The 14,159-nt window shown below is 59.3% G+C and carries 14 protein-coding genes; 6 read left to right on the top strand and 8 right to left on the bottom strand.

Translation table 11 applies throughout. The features are described 5' to 3' along the window. Nucleotides 1–46: 46 nt before the first annotated feature. Nucleotides 47–625 carry a DNA-3-methyladenine glycosylase I gene (locus tag AB5Y70_RS07240; RefSeq protein ID WP_041214140.1) on the bottom strand — a complete coding sequence of 193 codons (579 nt, stop codon included), beginning with the start codon at nucleotides 623–625 and terminating at the stop codon, nucleotides 47–49. A 187-nt stretch (nucleotides 626–812) separates the two neighbouring features. On the opposite strand from AB5Y70_RS07240, the gene glyQ reads away from it, so the two are divergent. Together glyQ and glyS are read left to right on the top strand one after the other, a co-directional pair. Further along, nucleotides 813–1,736, top strand: a complete 924-nt coding sequence (gene glyQ / locus AB5Y70_RS07245; protein ID WP_042017395.1) for a glycine--tRNA ligase subunit alpha — start codon at nucleotides 813–815, stop codon at nucleotides 1,734–1,736. Between the two features lie 9 nt (nucleotides 1,737–1,745). Next, entirely contained in the window at nucleotides 1,746–3,836 is a 2,091-nt protein-coding gene (glyS, locus tag AB5Y70_RS07250) for a glycine--tRNA ligase subunit beta (protein WP_049636375.1), read from the top strand. Between the two features lie 135 nt (nucleotides 3,837–3,971). Here the strand turns inward: glyS and AB5Y70_RS07255 are convergent, their stop codons facing one another. Then, nucleotides 3,972–4,436 (bottom strand): hypothetical protein, encoded by a 465-nt coding sequence (locus tag AB5Y70_RS07255; protein WP_125117531.1) that lies wholly within the window; start codon nucleotides 4,434–4,436, stop codon nucleotides 3,972–3,974. Between the two features lie 338 nt (nucleotides 4,437–4,774). On the opposite strand from AB5Y70_RS07255, the gene AB5Y70_RS07260 reads away from it, so the two are divergent. The 3 genes from AB5Y70_RS07260 (at nucleotide 4,775) to AB5Y70_RS07270 (ending at nucleotide 7,400) form a co-directional block, all read left to right on the top strand. Beyond that, nucleotides 4,775–5,341 (top strand): hypothetical protein, encoded by a 567-nt coding sequence (locus AB5Y70_RS07260; RefSeq protein ID WP_125117532.1) that lies wholly within the window; start codon nucleotides 4,775–4,777, stop codon nucleotides 5,339–5,341. A gap of 355 nt (nucleotides 5,342–5,696) precedes the next feature. After that, nucleotides 5,697–6,461 carry an EAL domain-containing protein gene (locus tag AB5Y70_RS07265; RefSeq protein WP_049636374.1) on the top strand — a complete coding sequence of 255 codons (765 nt, stop codon included), beginning with the start codon at nucleotides 5,697–5,699 and terminating at the stop codon, nucleotides 6,459–6,461. A 165-nt stretch (nucleotides 6,462–6,626) separates the two neighbouring features. Next, nucleotides 6,627–7,400, top strand: a complete 774-nt coding sequence (locus AB5Y70_RS07270) for a hypothetical protein (protein WP_049636373.1) — start codon at nucleotides 6,627–6,629, stop codon at nucleotides 7,398–7,400. Between the two features lie 57 nt (nucleotides 7,401–7,457). Here the strand turns inward: AB5Y70_RS07270 and AB5Y70_RS07275 are convergent, their stop codons facing one another. Next, nucleotides 7,458–7,634, bottom strand: coding sequence for a hypothetical protein (locus AB5Y70_RS07275; RefSeq protein WP_154670450.1), 177 nt, complete (start codon nucleotides 7,632–7,634; stop codon nucleotides 7,458–7,460). Nucleotides 7,635–7,738: 104 nt separating this feature from the next. On the opposite strand from AB5Y70_RS07275, the gene AB5Y70_RS07280 reads away from it, so the two are divergent. After that, nucleotides 7,739–8,143, top strand: a complete 405-nt coding sequence (locus tag AB5Y70_RS07280) for a hypothetical protein (protein WP_010672394.1) — start codon at nucleotides 7,739–7,741, stop codon at nucleotides 8,141–8,143. Nucleotides 8,144–8,236: 93 nt separating this feature from the next. Here the strand turns inward: AB5Y70_RS07280 and AB5Y70_RS07285 are convergent, their stop codons facing one another. The 5 genes from AB5Y70_RS07285 to AB5Y70_RS07305 all read right to left on the bottom strand — a co-directional run bounded on the left by AB5Y70_RS07285 (nucleotide 8,237) and on the right by AB5Y70_RS07305 (nucleotide 14,089). After that, nucleotides 8,237–9,457, bottom strand: coding sequence for an aromatic amino acid transporter (locus tag AB5Y70_RS07285; RefSeq protein ID WP_049636371.1), 1,221 nt, complete (start codon nucleotides 9,455–9,457; stop codon nucleotides 8,237–8,239). 198 nt (nucleotides 9,458–9,655) lie between these two features. After that, nucleotides 9,656–10,870, bottom strand: coding sequence for an aromatic amino acid transporter (locus AB5Y70_RS07290; RefSeq protein ID WP_045522579.1), 1,215 nt, complete (start codon nucleotides 10,868–10,870; stop codon nucleotides 9,656–9,658). 70 nt (nucleotides 10,871–10,940) lie between these two features. Next, a complete protein-coding gene (gene tnaA / locus AB5Y70_RS07295; protein WP_049636370.1) occupies nucleotides 10,941–12,407 on the bottom strand; it encodes a tryptophanase in 1,467 nt (488 codons plus the stop codon). A gap of 203 nt (nucleotides 12,408–12,610) precedes the next feature. After that, the gene (gene tnaC, locus AB5Y70_RS07300) at nucleotides 12,611–12,694 is read right to left on the bottom strand and encodes a tryptophanase leader peptide (protein WP_069652909.1); all 84 of its coding nucleotides are present in this window, start codon (nucleotides 12,692–12,694) and stop codon (nucleotides 12,611–12,613) included. A 177-nt stretch (nucleotides 12,695–12,871) separates the two neighbouring features. Further along, a complete protein-coding gene (locus AB5Y70_RS07305) occupies nucleotides 12,872–14,089 on the bottom strand; it encodes a 4Fe-4S binding protein (RefSeq protein WP_102948970.1) in 1,218 nt (405 codons plus the stop codon). Nucleotides 14,090–14,159: the final 70 nt, after the last annotated feature.

The following is a 14,159-nucleotide window of genomic DNA, read 5'->3' on the forward strand; positions in this document are numbered from 1 at the left end:
AAAAAAGAAGGGAGGCTTGAGCCTCCCTTCTTCGTGCATTTCCCCTTCACGTCGCCGCTGCTTGCTGGCACTCGGCGTGGCAAGGGCAGGTCACCAGATGATCGTTCACCATGCCCACCGCCTGCATGAAGGCGTAGCAGATGGTGCTGCCGACGAAGGTGAAGCCGCGCTTCTTGAGGGCCTTGGACATGGCATCCGACTCTGGTGAGGTCGCCGGAATGTCGCCGTTGCCCTGACGCTGGTTGACGATGGGGGCGCCGCCCACGAAGCCCCACAGATAATCGACGAAGTCGATGCCTTCCGCCTCCAGCGCCAGATAGGCGCGGGCATTTTTGATGATCGATTGCACCTTGAGCCGGTTGCGGATGATGCCGGTATCCTGCATCAGCCGTTCCACATCCTGCTCGTCGAACTGCACGATGCGCACCGGATCAAAATCCGCATAGGCGCGATGGTAGCTCTCGGTGCGCTTGAGGATGGTGATCCACGACAGCCCCGCCTGTTGACCATCGAGGCAGAGCTTGGCAAACAACTCGCGGGCGTCATACACCGGCCTGCCCCACTGCTTGTCATGGTATTCGATGTATTCCGGGTCTCTGGTCACCCAGGCGCAGCGCAGTTCCATTTCCTCTCCCCTGTTTTTCATCGGCCATCGGCAGGCCGCTTGCGTCGGCGACATCATAGGGCAAGCGGCAACATAGCCCCACTAATCCCCTGTAATTTCGCCTATTATCCGACCATGCCAGACGGTATACTCCCTCGGTTCACATTCAGCAAATCTTGCTCTGATTTCATTTCGCGCGAAAAACACTATGCAAAAATTCGATGTCAAAACCTTTCAGGGCCTGATCCTGCAGTTGCAGGACTATTGGTCCCGCCAGGGCTGTACCATCATTCAGCCGCTGGATATGGAAGTGGGTGCCGGTACCTCCCACCCCATGACCTGCCTGCGCGCCCTGGGCCCGGAGCCCATCGCCTGCGCCTACGTACAACCGTCCCGCCGTCCGACTGACGGCCGCTACGGTGAGAACCCGAACCGCCTGCAGCACTACTACCAGTTCCAGGTGATCATCAAGCCCTCCCCAGACAACATTCAGGAACTCTATCTGGGCTCCCTGAAAGAGTTAGGTCTGGATCCCGAGATCCACGACATCCGCTTCGTGGAAGACAACTGGGAAAACCCGACGCTGGGTGCCTGGGGCCTGGGTTGGGAAGTGTGGCTGAACGGCATGGAAGTGACCCAGTTCACCTACTTCCAGCAGGTTGGCGGCCTCGAGTGCAAGCCGGTCACCGGCGAGATCACCTACGGTCTCGAGCGTCTGGCCATGTACATCCAGGGTGTGGACAGCGTCTACGACCTGGTCTGGTCTGACGGCCCGCTGGGCAAGACCACCTACGGCGACGTGTTCCACCAGAACGAAGTGGAGCAATCCACCTACAACTTCGAACACGCCGACGTGGAGTTCCTGTTCCACTGCTTCGAGCAGTACGAGAAGGAAGCCCAGAATCTGCTGGCACTGGAAAAACCGCTGCCGCTGCCTGCCTACGAGCGCATCCTCAAGGCCGCTCACTCCTTCAACCTGCTGGATGCCCGCAAGGCCATCTCGGTCACCGAGCGTCAGCGCTACATCCTGCGCATTCGCACCCTGACCAAGGCCGTGGCAGAGGCATACTACGCCTCCCGCGAAGCGCTGGGTTTCCCCATGTGTCAGCGCACAGAGAACAAGCAAGGTTAAGGAACGGACATGGCACAACATACATTTCTGGTAGAGATCGGTACTGCTGAGCTGCCGCCCAAAGCCCTGCGCTCCCTGGCCGAAGCCTTTGCCGACAACTTCAAAGCCGAACTGACCAAGGCCGATCTGGCCTTCGGCGACGTCGAGTGGTTTGCTTCACCGCGCCGTCTGGCGCTGAAGGTAAGCGAGCTGGCTGGCGAACAGCCGAGCAAGAGCGTCGAGAAGCGCGGCCCGGCCGTCTCCCAGGCGTTCGATGCCGAAGGCAAGCCGACCAAGGCTGCCGAAGGCTGGGCCCGTGGCAACGGCATCACCGTTGAGCAGGCCGAGCGTCTGGTCACCGACAAGGGCGAGTGGCTGGTTCACACCGCCAAGGTCGAAGGCCGTCCGGCCGTCGATCTGCTGGGCGAACTGGTTAGCCAGGCACTGGCCAAACTGCCGATCCCGAAGATGATGCGCTGGGGCGACAAGACCATCCAGTTCGTGCGTCCGGTCTTCACCGTGACCCTGCTGCTGGATGGGGATCTGGTTCCCGCTCACATTCTGGGTATCGACTCTGCCCGCACCATCCGCGGCCACCGCTTTATGGGCGAGAGCGAGTTCACCATCGACAACGCCAGCCAGTACCCGCAGATCCTGCAGGAGCGCGGCATGGTGATTGCCGACTTTATGGCGCGCAAGGCCAAGATCAAGGCTGACGCCGAAGCGGCCGCTGCCGCCTTCGGTGGCGTAGCCGATCTGGATGACGCCCTGCTGGAAGAAGTCACCGCACTGGTCGAGTGGCCGGTGGTGCTGACCGCCAACTTCGAAGAGAAGTTCCTGGCCGTTCCGGCTGAAGCGCTGGTTCACACCATGAAGGGTGACCAGAAGTACTTCCCGGTCTACGACAAGAACGGCAAGCTGCTGCCGAAGTTCATCTTCGTCACCAACATCGAGTCCAAAGACCCGAGCCAGATCATCAGCGGCAACGAGAAGGTGGTTCGCCCCCGTCTCTCTGACGCCGAGTTCTTCTTCAAGACCGACCTCAAGCAGACCCTGGCCTCCCGCCTGCCGCGCCTTGAAACCGTGCTGTTCCAGCAACAGCTGGGCACCGTCAAGGCCAAGGTCGAGCGCATCGAGACCGTCGCCGGCTTTATCGCCGAGCGTATCGGCGCCGATGTGGCTCAGGCCAAGCGTGCCGGTCTGCTCTCCAAGTGTGATCTGATGACCAACATGGTCGGCGAGTTCACCGACACCCAGGGTGTCATGGGGATGCACTACGCCCGTCACGATGGCGAAGACGAAGCGGTTGCAGTGGCCCTCAACGAGCAGTACATGCCGCGCTTTGCCGGCGATGCCCTGCCGTCCGGTCTGGTTGCCTGCGCCGTCGCGCTGGCCGACAAGTTCGACACCCTGGCCGGTATCTTCGGCATCGGCATGCTGCCCAAGGGTGACAAGGACCCGTTCGCCCTGCGTCGCGCCGCTCTCGGCATTATCCGCATTATTGTGGAGAAAGAGCTCAAACTAGACCTGCATGAAGTGATCTCTAAAGCGCTATCACTTTATGACGGAAAAGTTGAGCAGTGTGCAGACCAAATTCAGACCTTTATTCTTGAACGCTTGCGCCCTTGGTACCAAGGACAGGGGTTCAGCCCTGATGTAATTCAAGCTGTTCTGGCTGGCAGAGGGGTTGATGACGCACATATCGTTATCTATACCAACCTGTTAGATGTAGACCGTCGAATCAAAGCCGTCAGCCACTTCCGCACGCTGGATGCCGCACTGGCACTGGCTGCCGCCAACAAGCGCGTGAGCAACATTCTGGCCAAGGTCGAGGTTCCACTGCCCACAACCGTCAAACCGGAACTGCTGGTCGATGCCGCCGAGAAGGCACTGGCCACCCAGGTTGCCGGACTGCAAGCCGAACTGGCCCCGCTGTTCGCTGCCGGTGACTATCAGGCTGCCCTCACCCGTCTGGCCGCCCTGCGCGAGCCGGTCGACACCTTCTTCAACGAGGTGATGGTGATGGCCGACGACGAAGCCCTCAAGGCCAACCGTCTGGCACTGCTGAACAACCTGCGCAACCTGTTCCTGCAAGTCGCGGATATCTCCCTGCTGCAGTGATTGAGGTTTGTTGGCTAGATCAAAAAACGGCGCCGAAAGGCGCCGTTTTTATAAAACAAACGGAGATGAACAAAAAAACATTTTAACTCCATCTACCCCATATGAAGTTAATAATATCAATCAAACTTTATAATACTAGCTATCTATTGGTCGATAAGTACATTGACTGAGATCAGCAAGTTCTTTCTTCGTACTTTGTGGCGTTGGATTAAAACTGGCCATCATTTTGTCATTTACATATATATCGAAGTTACTTGCAGTGTTAATGACATGGATAAATTGCTCCCATGCAATGTCTCCACTTCTGAACCCAACGCCTTCTGGGATAAGGTATGAATTCCCATCAACAACAATTTCCACTTTATTGTTAGATGATGGAGATAAATCATTTCCATTTCCTAGTCTAAAGCTAGCCGATGTTTTTTCACCTGTTTCTGTATAACCAAGATCACACATAATGGTGAACTCATCCCCTGATTCATTATTAATGTTAAGCGCTAAAAAGCCCTGTCCAAATTCGCCTTTCCATATATTAGGAACTGCATATGCAGGGGAAATAATCAAACTTGCGGTCATTAAAAGCACTGAAAACCGAACCATTACATAGCTCCTTCTAAAATGGTTAACTCTAATAGCTGCAGATGAGGTATCATCTATTGCTATTAAACACGGAAAGACAAAAAGATCAATTATATGATTAAAAAACATTGAACTGACCCACACTAACTCGTAGGTTAAATTAGTAGCCGAGCGTAATATGACGTTTGCGTTGTCGTAATCATGAAAAAGTAAATTCTTGATCAAGAACACATTAAAGCTATATTAGCCTTCCTTTTTACAAAGCCAGCAGTAAAATGTTTTTCTAGCGACTAAAAATACATGCTGCTTAAGTGAAATTAAAAATTAACTAGCGAGGGTTATTTTCATGGCAAGATATTTTGACTTTATCAAGTGATGAATATGAATTTTACAGTTTGGGGGAGTTAAGAGAAATCTGGCAAAAACTTCCTAACCAAGATGCAATAAATGCCGTTGCAGAAGCACATCAATACTATGATTTTCTAAATGATATGATCGTTGGAAGAGTTCAAAGTTGGTCACACCCATTAGCCCAAAGAGAAACTTGGTTCACCCCATCTAAACTAGTATTGTCTGCACGAGCAGGAGCCATTTCCAGTTGTATTTCGGTTGGTTCATCAATTATTGAATGCGCAATGAGATCGCATGCTGAGAATAGAAAAATCAGGTCTTTAATGAAAAAAGACCCCAAACATAGAACCTTCGGCAAAGTTGTTCACTCGTGGAAAAACCATGGTGTTTTCTCAAATGAAATTTCTGGTGTAGTGGCAGATTTAGACCGTCTCCTAGTAAAAAGAAATAACATTCACCTTTACGCAAGTTTTGGTGAGTCATGGGAAGATAAAGTTAATCAGGAGACCCAAATTCTTGATTCAATTGAAAGGCTATTCAACTTCTTCCAAAATCTGGATCCTGTTAATCCGTAATTATTTATTAGCCGGTAGACGTAATTGGATGTTTGCATAAATTAATTATCCAGCCATAACGACCAGCCGCATTTCTCCCTCCGGCTGACCGCTCCTGTTGCACGGCAACAACCACTATCAACACCTCTCGTTCGTCCGATGACGCTGCGCTAATCGAACCTACGGGGCGACGGAGGCCTACGGGGTATGCTGCTTGGTATTGATCGGTCATTGTCGAATCCATCATGGCCCCGACTTTGCCACACAATCCTCTACCCGATACCCGCCAGCTCCAATGAATAACCTCTGCCGGCGAGATATGAGCTGTTATCCTTTGAGGCAATCTCTCGCGACCCCACGCCTTGAAAGGAACGTCATGGACATACCTGCCGCCCCGTCCTCCCCCCTCTGCCAGCAGTGTCATGAGCAGGTGGATCTCGACTTCGATTTCACCATGGCCTTCCAGCCCATCGTCGATTGCAGCCAGCGCACCCTCTTCGGCTACGAGGCGCTGGTGCGGGGGCTCAACAACGAGCCAGCGCAGAGCGTGATTGATCGGGTCAACGACGACAACCGCTACCGCTTCGATCAGCTGTGCCGGATCAAGGCCATCGCGCTGGCCGCCCGCCTCGATATGCGGGGCATGCTGAGCATCAACTTCCTGCCCAATGCGGTCTATCGCCCGGAGCGCTGCATCCGCACCACATTGCAGGCGGCGCGCGAGCATCTCTTTCCCATCGAACAGATCATGTTCGAGTTCACCGAGGTGGAGCAGGTGCAGGACAACCGCCATATTCGCGGCATCGTGGATCACTATCAGGCCCTTGGCTTCAAGACGGCGATCGACGACTTTGGCGCCGGTTACTCGGGCCTGAGCCTGCTGGCCGATTTTCGCCCCGACATCATCAAACTCGATATGCACCTGCTGCGCGGCATCGATCAGGACCCGATCCGTCAGGCCATCGTTCGCCACTGTCTGGCGCTGTTCACGGAGTTGCAGATCACCCCGCTGGCGGAAGGGGTCGAGACCCGCGACGAGATGGCCTGCCTGCGGGAGATGGGCGTCAGCCTGATGCAGGGCTATCTGTTTGCCCGCCCCGGCTTCGAAACCCTGCCCGAAGTGGATTTCGCCAGCCTGTGAGCGACGCTGGCTATCTCCCTTGGTTGGCGTTCATTCGGGCAAGGCGGGACGGGAGGCGGCCCGGAGGGTATCCACGGGCGGGCGGCAGAAAGCGCTGGACCGGGCAACCCCCTGGGCTAGGATAGGACTGTCACCCTTTGCAACCACCGCTCTGACAGGGACACCATGGCGCAGGTTTCAGGATACCGCTTCTTCGCTCTTTCACTGCTCTTGCTGCTGGCCTTCCAGGTATGGGGGGCGCAAGGCAGGGGCAACATCACACTGGTGAGCTCCCTTGAAACCAGGGAGTCCCCCTATGGTCGCTGGCTCGATCTCATCTATCGGGATGCGTTCGCCCGCCTGGGCTATGCATTCCAGTACCAGGGCTACCCCGGGGGACGGGCCCCCCTGCTGGCAGAGCAGGGACAGGTCGATGGCGAGATCCACCGCGCCGCCAGCTACCAGCAGCAGACCCGCACCCTCCAGCGCGTGCCCGAGCCCCATTTCGCCGTCTCCTATCAGGCCTATGCCCACCAGCCCGGGATCCAGCTGCAGGGGTGGCACAGCCTGCAGGGCACCGGTTATCGGGTCGAGTTTCGCCGTGGCGCCAAGCTGCCGGAGATGATGCTGGGCAAGGTGGTGGCACCGGACCGGCTCTTTGCCATCGCCACCGCCGAGCAGGGGATGGGCAAGCTGCTCAAGGGGCGCAGTGACCTCTATGTGGAGCAGACCCTGATTGCCAGCCAGACCCTGGCCGCCCTGACGCGCCAGGACCCGGGCTATGCCGGCATCTACTCCGCCGGGGTGATGGAGCTGGCCGATTCTTACGTCTATCTGCACGAACGGCATCAGGATCTGCTGGCCCCCCTTGCCGGCGTGATCCGGCAAATGAAGCAGGACGGCACGGTAGCGCGCTATGAGCAGCAGGCCATGGCGGCTGAGGGCACCAGCCAGCCATGACGTCCTCTTTTTCCGCAAGCCCTCCCGCGCCCTGACCATGCAGGAGACCCGGGGCGATCAATTCTGTCGCAGAGTCATGGCCGCAGCGGGCACCCTGTTCGTCAACACCACGTTGACAAAAACGCCCCCTGTATCAGGGAACTCGCCATATAAAACCCCATCGACCTTGTGTTCATCTGGCTTGCGGCCAAAAGGCACCATGTCCGTCTGTGCATACCCCAAATCTTGCAACATCCCCCACTCCGACCGCCCCATCATTTCGATGGAGTCGCGTCATCGTTCCGGCATATCTTCCCCTCGAGGCCCGTGCCAGGGCCCGATCACAGGAGCAATAGATAATGAAAAAAGCAGTAACGGCCGCCTTGCTGGCCATGATGATGGCGGCCTCGGTTCAGGCGGCAGACAAGGTGACCACGGTGCCGGTGCACTTCGCCAAAGGCGCGCACAGCGCCAAGGTTGACGGCACCTTCTCCGGTTATGACACCATCAACTACACCCTGGGCGCCAAAGAAGGCCAGACCATGACGGTCGCCATCACCGGCAGCACCAATGCCAACTTCAACGTCTTCGCGCCGGGCGCCATCCCGGGTCAGGCCGAGGCACTGGGCGGCGGCAACGTGGACACAAAATGGCAAGGCACCCTGCCCAAGTCGGGCAAGTACCTGATCCAGGTCTACCAGATGCGCGCCACCGCCCGTAAAGGCGCCAAGGTCCCCCACTCCCTGTCGGTCGGCATTCAGTAACCGACGCCAATATTGCCTGTGTGACAAGCAAGAAGGAGCCCATGAGGCTCCTTCTTTGTCATTGTGTGCTGGCACTGCGACCCGGGTAACGGCTCAGCCCTTGTAGGCGGGCAGCAGGTCCACCATGTTGAGCAGGTGGAAGGCGGCGGTCAGCACGCCGAACAGGATCACCAGGACGATCATGAAGAGGCCGCCGGGGGCGCGGAAACCCTCGCCACCTTCTTCGCGCCGGGCCGCCCGCACCTTCCAGGCCAGCAGGGGCGGGATGATGCAGGTCCACAGGGTCGCCACGGCGCCCGCATAGCCGATGGCCACCAGGAAGCCGAACGGGAACAGCAAGGAGAGCACCAGGGGCGGCAGGAAGGTCACCGCCCAGGACTTGGCGCGGCCACCCCGGCTGTTGTCGAACTTGAACAGATCCGCCAGGTAGTCGAACACCCCGAGCCCCACCCCGATGAAGGAGGAGAGGATGGCCGCCATGGAGAAGGCGTTGAGGGCGCTGGCCACCGCCTTGGACTCGATCACCGAACCGAGAGCCTTGAGCAGGGCATCCACGTTGCCCCCCTCTGCGATCACCGGGCCGAACTCGCTGCGGGGCAGGTTGCCAAAGACGCTCACCAGCCAGATGAGGTAAAACGCGAGCGCGATCAGGGTGCCCCCCAGAATGGCGCGGCTGGCACGGCGCTCTTCACCGTAGTAGGCGCGCATGGAGGAGACCGAATGGTGGTAGCCGAACGAGGTGAGCGCCACCGGCAGCATCACCAGGGCATAGGGGGCGTAGCTCACTTCGCTGCCCACCCGGTCGAGCAGCAGATCGAGGCGCACGTTCATCGACAGGCCCGAGATGCCGAAGGCAAAGCTCAGCCCCATCAGGATCACCAGCAACACCGAGATGCGGTCCACCGCCCGGGTGGAGTGCCACACCAGCAGGGAGAAGGCCAGGGTAAAGAGCACGGACGCCCACTGGCTGCCCATCCCCGTCATGCCGTTGATGATGAGACCGGCCGAGGTGATGTAGGCATAGAGCAGGATGCCGCCGACGAAATAAACGCTGAGATTGTTGAGGGCGTTGACCTTCTCCCCCAGCAGATCCCGGGTCACGGTATCGAAGGAGACGCGCAGGGGATAGCCCCGATAGGACTCCAGCAGCATCCAGCCGGAGACCGTCATCACCACCATGGTCAGTGCCACCGCGAGCATGGACCAGAGGGTCCAGGCGCCCGCCCCCGCACTCGGCAGCCCCAGCATGCCGGCCCCCACACAGACGCCGGCAATGATGCATGCCCCGCCCACCAACGATGGTTTCTGTTCCATTACTCCCCCAAACGGATTGTCGACTGGTCACGGCACACCGCCGTGCTTCTCCTGCGTTCGCCACTGCTGGCGCCGGGGGACTTTACCCTGCATGCCTTCGGGTATCAAATCCGGAGGGGAAATGGGGGGAAACGGGCCGGATCCTGCGCCCCATCCGTGGAATATGTTCGGGATGGGGCCAGGTTCAGCACACCAGGATCAGCCGGTGTAGACGGGCAGCAGACCCGCCATGGCCATCAGGTGGAAGATGGCGGTAAGCACCCCGAAGACGATGACGGCCACCACCATGGGCTGGCCACCGGGGGCCTTGAACCCCGCCTCGTCCGGGGCCAGCTCCCGGGACTTCTTCGCCAGCAGGGCCGGGATGATGCAGGCCCAGACGGTCGCCGCGGCCCCGGCATAGCCGATGGCCACCACGAAGCCGAACGGGAACATCAGGGAGAGCGCCAGGGGGGGCAGGAAGGTCACCGCCCAGGATTTGGCCCGCCCCCGGCGACTGTTGTCGAACCGGAACAGATCCGCCAGATAGTCGAACACCCCGAGCCCCACCCCGATGAAGGAGGAGAGGATGGCCGCCATGGAGAAGAGGTTGATGGCCTGGGAGACCTGCCTGGACTCGATCACCGAGGCCAGCGCCCCCAGCAGCACATCCACGTCACCCCCCTTGGCGATGACGGGGCCGAAGGCGGGACGAGGCAGGTTGCCGAAGATGCTGAGCAGCCACAGCAGATAGAGCGCCAGGGCGATCAGGGTCCCCCCCAGGATCGCCTGCCTGGCTTTCTGCTCCTCGCCGTAATAGGCGCGCATCGATGCCACCGAGTGGTGGTAGCCAAACGAGGTGAGCGCCACCGGCAACATGGCCAGGGCGTAAGGGGCGCGGCCCAGCTCCTCGGCAAAGGAGTTGAACAGCTTGGCGGTGTCGACCTTGCTGGCAAGCCCGGAGACCCCGAACACGAAGCTCAGCACCATAAAAACGATCAGGACGACCGAAATCCTGTCCACCGCCCGGGTCGAATGCCAGACGAACCAGGAGAACACCAGCACGAACAACACCGAGGCCAGCTGGCTATTGATGCCCAGCAGGCCGCCCAGGATGAGACCCGACGAGGTGATGTAGGCATAGAGCAAAATGCCGCCCACGAAATAGACGGTGAGGTTGTTGAAGAGATTGATCCTGCGACCGAGCAGATCCTTGGTCACCGAGTTGAAGGAGGCAGTCAATGCGTAGGGTTTCAGGGCTTCCAGCAGCATCCAGCCTGAAACCGTCATGACGACCATGGTAAGAATGATGGCGAGGGTTGACCAGCTGGTCCAGGCCCCGGCTCCCGCGCTCGGCAGCCCCAGCATGCCGGCACCGACACAGACGCTGGCAATGATGCAGGCCCCTCCAATGACGGACGGTGTTGATGTCATGTGTGTCACTCCAAATCTTTCACAGAGCAGTGAAAAAAAAGGGCACAGAAAAATCTGTGCCCCTGACTCGTTATGCTTCTATCAATTTTTTCTGCGTCTTGCCGGCTGACGAGTCGTTATGCTCGACCTCTTTCAGTCTGGCGGTGAAGTGGCGCAGCACGGCCGGCTCGTAAATGAAGTCCAGCCCCTTCACCCGGTGGGCGTTCTTCTTCACCTCGCCGAAGGCCTCGATGACAAAGTCCATGTGGGTCTGGGTATAGGTGGCACGGGGGATGGTCAGGCGCAGCAGCTCCGCCGGGCAGGGGTGCTGCTTGCCGGTGGCGGGGTCGCGCCCCAGCAGCAGGGAACCTATCTCCACCGCCCGGATGCCGGCGACCTTGTAGAGCTCGCAGGCCAGGGCGTGGGCCGGGAACTGATCCGCCGGGATGTGGGGCAGCAGCTTGCCCGCATCCACGAAGGCCGCATGGCCCCCTGCCTGCTGGCACACCACGCCGATGGCCTCCAGCCCGTCCACCAGGTACTGCACCTGGCCGATGCGATAGGCCAGCCAGTCCTGGCGCATGCCGTCCCGCAGGCCCACCGCCAGGCGCTCCATGGCGCCCCCTTCCAGGCCGCCATAGGTCGGGAAGCCCTCCTGCACCACGCACAGGGTGCGGCACTCGGTGTAGACGTCCAGCATGCTGTCATCCTTGAAGCACAGCAGCCCCCCCATCTGCACCATGGCATCCTTCTTCGCCGACATGGCGAGGCCGTCCGCGTACTTGTAGGACTCTCTGGTGATCTCCTCGATGGTCCAGTTCGCGTAGCCGGGCTCCCGCTGCTGGATGAAGTAGGCGTTCTCGGCGAAGCGGGCGGAGTCCATGATGACGGGGATGTCGTACTTTCTGGCGATCTCGTACACCGCCTTCAGGTTGGCAATGGAGACCGGCTGCCCCCCGGCGGAGTTGCAGGTGATGGTGCTGACGATGTAGGGCACGTTGGCGGGGCCCGCCTCCAGGATGGCCTCTTCCAGCTTCACCAGATCGAAGTTGCCTTTGAAGTCGGCGGTGACCGAGGTATCGAACGCCTCCCTGGTGTAGACGTTCTTCGCCACGCAGCAGTTGATCTGGGTGTGGCCCTGGGTGGTGTCGAAGAAGTAGTTGGAGAGGGCCACCATCTTCTTGCGATCCAGCCCCTTCTCCTGCTCCCGCTTCTTGATGAGCACGGGGATGTAAATCTGCTCGGCGCCGCGCCCCTGGTGAGTGGGGATGGTCAGGGAGTAGCCGAAGATCTCCTGCACCGCCTGTTGCAGGGCATAGTAGCTGCGGCTGCCGCTGTAGGCCTCGTCACCGCGCAGCATGGCGGCCTGCATGTCCTGAGTGATGGCGCCGGTGCCGCTGTCGGTCAGCAGGTCGATGAAGACGTCTTCGCTGTCCAGCAGGAAGGGGTTCATGCCCGCCCGGACAATGGCCTCTTCCCGATAGGCACGGGTGGTGCGCTTGACCGGCTCGATGACACGAATACGGAAGGGTTCGGGCAGATGCTTGAAGTTTTCCATAATATAAACACCCCAGATTTAAATATTCAAAATGAGTCTCTTCCCCCGCCGAAAATAGAATGTCCGGCAGGTGGGAAATATTGGGAAATGGATGCACGACATCGCCTCGCCAGAATAAACAGGCGAAGACAGGTGCAGCTATTTCAGTTCAGGAATGGAGGCGGGCTTGTGGCATGGCAGGCATGCTGCGCCGCCGCGGGGAATTACAGCGGGAAGAAGAACGCGATCTTATGGTCCAGGGTAAACCACTTGGGATAGCTGACCTTGATATTCATGTTGTTGCTCATCCAATTGAAATTAACAACGCCAAATAACAGCACCCATTATGGTGGGGAGCGCTATATGATCAATTGCAATATGAGCAAAGTGGGATGGCGCTAACAATTTGGCGGGGGATTTTTATACAGCTTATTATCGCCAATCCGAAAGATCCTCCCATCATCCACCTTTTGCCCTTTCCCCCCTCAGTGGCTCAGCCAGGGCAGCCGCTGCAACAGCTCGTAGCGGTCAGGGATCGGTGTCTGGCTGACCCAGAGATCCAGCAAGCCATAGGAGAGCAGCGGCAACACCAGCAGCAACAGACAGAGCAGCCCCAGCAGTTGGCGGGGGGCGAGTCGCTGCCCTTGCGTGCCAAGATGCAGGGCATCGGCCCGCTTGGGGCAGGCGGCCACGCAGCTCTGGCAACTGGTGCACTCGAGACTGCGCACCGCGATAAGCTGGTGTACCTGGATGCGCGAGGGGCAGGCCCGGCTGCACTTGTCGCAGTCGTGGCCCAGGCTTCGCAGGCAGCGGGCCGGGTCGCGGCGAATGCGCAATGGGGTCAGCAGGCCGAGCAGGGCGAACCAGGCGCCATAGGGGCAGAGATAGCGACAGAACCCTTGCCGAAAGGTGGCGGTGAGCAGCAGCACCCAGCCAAGGCACAGGCCCGAGATCAGGGTCAGGTTGAAGAAGAAGGCCCCCATCTTCATGTCCGCTGCCTGATGGTAGGGGCTGGCGAGGTAGCCGGACAGGGCGGCGGCGGGTACCGCCAGCAATATGATGAAGAGCAGAAAACCGAGCACCAGAAACTTCTGGCCGCGCAACACGGCATCGAGCCAGCGCGGCGGGGTCCACTCCCCCGGCAACAGGCGCGAGCGCAGGCCGTGCAGCCACTCCCCCACCAGCCCGAGCGGGCAGAACCAGGCGCAGAACGCCCGACCCAGCAGCAGGGCCGACAGGGAGAGCACCAGCACGGTGACGGTGGCCGCCGGGTGATGGGGGTCCGTCAGCCCCTGCCCGAGCCAGGCCCGCAGCCCGAGACCACCGGCGATGGGCAGGAAACCGTCCACCACGTCGGGGCGCACCAGCCAGGGAACCGTCCCCCGTGCCAGCAGCCAGATATAGACCCCATATTGCACCGACACCAGCAACCAGCAGAGCAGCAGCAGATGACGCGCCCACTCCCGCAGCGGCTGACTGCCCAGCTCGTCCAGTGCGGGGAAGGGCTGGATGCGATGAAGCAGGCTGAGACTGCCGACCACCAGCCCCAGGCCAAGCCAGAGGCTGACATCTGCCGCCGCCAGCCAGGCAATGACCAGCACTCCGAGGGAGAGTCGAGATGACCAGCCCGGCCCCGTTTTCAACACCAACAGGACCAGATAGACCAGTCCGGCCACCATGGTCATCGCCTCAATCACGCTCATGCATCCTCCACTGCGTACACCCGATCTGGCGGCAAGGATAACCAACATCTGAGTTGATTATTTTGATCTG

This window comes from Aeromonas sp. s1(2024) (assembly GCF_040908005.1).
GTDB classification, from domain to species: domain Bacteria; phylum Pseudomonadota; class Gammaproteobacteria; order Enterobacterales; family Aeromonadaceae; genus Aeromonas; species Aeromonas caviae.